This is a genomic window from Pseudoalteromonas sp. CO348, from assembly GCF_004208845.1.
Taxonomy (GTDB): Bacteria; Pseudomonadota; Gammaproteobacteria; order Enterobacterales; family Alteromonadaceae; genus Pseudoalteromonas; species Pseudoalteromonas maricaloris.
In genome coordinates this window covers 1-1,602 of the sequence record NZ_SGPI01000013.1, presented here as the reverse complement: position 1 = coordinate 1,602, position 1,602 = coordinate 1, and the positions used below count along the sequence as shown (strand labels likewise).

1 protein-coding gene is annotated in these 1,602 nt (G+C 39.4%); it reads left to right on the top strand.

Features of this window, described 5'->3' with window-relative positions; translation table 11 throughout:
* The first annotated feature begins 81 nt into the window (after positions 1 to 81).
* On the top strand, positions 82 to 1,125 hold the full coding sequence (locus EXT48_RS05855) for an IS110 family transposase (RefSeq protein ID WP_130163852.1): 1,044 nt from the start codon (positions 82 to 84) through the stop codon (positions 1,123 to 1,125).
* Positions 1,126 to 1,602: the final 477 nt, after the last annotated feature.

Sequence of the window (1,602 nt, the reverse complement as noted above, 5' to 3'; positions counted from 1 at the left end):
CTTGATACTTATTGAACCTTCTCCCCGAAGTTTAGCGAACAGCTAAACTTCTAGGCGACGAAACCCAAAGGAGAAAGCTCAATGAAATTCTATACTACTTTTCATAAATATTATTGTGGAATTGACCTTCATGCACGCATTTTATACATTTGCATTATTGATGAGCGTGGTAATAAAGTTGTTCATCAGAAAATAAAAGCTGATAAACATGAATTACTTAGACTGATTTCGCCCTATCTCGAAGATATCGTTATCGGTGTTGAATGCATGCATTGTTGGTATTGGGTGAGTGATTTATGTGCTGAACATGATATTGATTTTGTGCTTGGTCATGCGCTTTACATGAAAGCTATTCACGGTGGTAAAGCCAAAAACGATAAGATTGACTCTTATAAAATCGCTAGTCTATTGCGTGGTGGCAACTTCCCGCTGGCTTACAATTATCCTGCTAATATGCGTTCAACACGCGATTTACTTCGCAGACGAACGCGACTGGTTCAGCATGGCGCACAACTGAAAGCGCATATAGTTAACACAAATAGCCAGTACAACTACCCGCCACTCGAATTACACATGAAAAACAAATGTGTTCGACAAGAATTCCAAACGCGTTTTGACGACCAAGCCGTCCAACGCAATGTTAACTTTGATCTAGCCATCCTCGATGCCTACGCAGAAGAGCTTAAAAAACTTGAATATTATTTAGAGAGTAAAGCTAAAAAGCATCAACCAAACTATTACGCACAACTGCGTACCATACCAGGTATTGGTCTTATTCTAGCCATGACTATTTTGTATGAAATTGGTGATATTAACCGCTTCGAGTCTGTACAAAAATTTGCATCTTATTGTCGACTAGTTAAGTGCAAAGCAGAATCTGCTGGCAAAACCTATGGCACCAGCGGCAATAAAATTGGAAATGGACACTTGAAATGGGCGTTCAGTGAAGCCGCTGTACTTTATTTACGTGGAAATGATAAAGCTCGGTGCTACTTAAACAAATTACAAAAACGCATGAGCAAAGCCAAAGCACTTTCAGTGCTCGCCCATAAGCTCGGTCGTTGTGTTTATTTTATGCTTAAGAACAAAACGGTATTCGACGATGAACGTTTTTTAAAAAGCTAAGTCGCTCAATGGGGTGAGCTCTACATCTAACTAGATAAGCACGAACAACCATGCATTATTTGTGTTTTTGTCAGTAATAGCTGAATTTTACAGGTAAGTGTTGTCGAAGTAATAAGCTATTTGGCCTTGATTAGACACCTCATTGGTGCGCATTTATTTAAGCAATGAATTGAATCGTTTACACCTTAGCTGAGCCTTTAACTAACTGGACGAATGAGCCATCCCCTTGAGTAGTGCAAGATTAAGGTTAACCGATGAATGTCTAGTGGCCCTAAACGATAAGTTGTATCGACTGATTTAGGCAGCGATGAGATCGCAATAAGAGACCCTCAATATGTGTTTGCCGTAAACGATTTAACGGCTAACCGACATAACGAAGTTGAACAGGTTTAAGCGTTGCCAATACAAATTAGCTGCTTAAAAGCAGCTAAAAAGAATCGTTATGCTTACTTGACCGGATAAGGTTCATATGTGTTA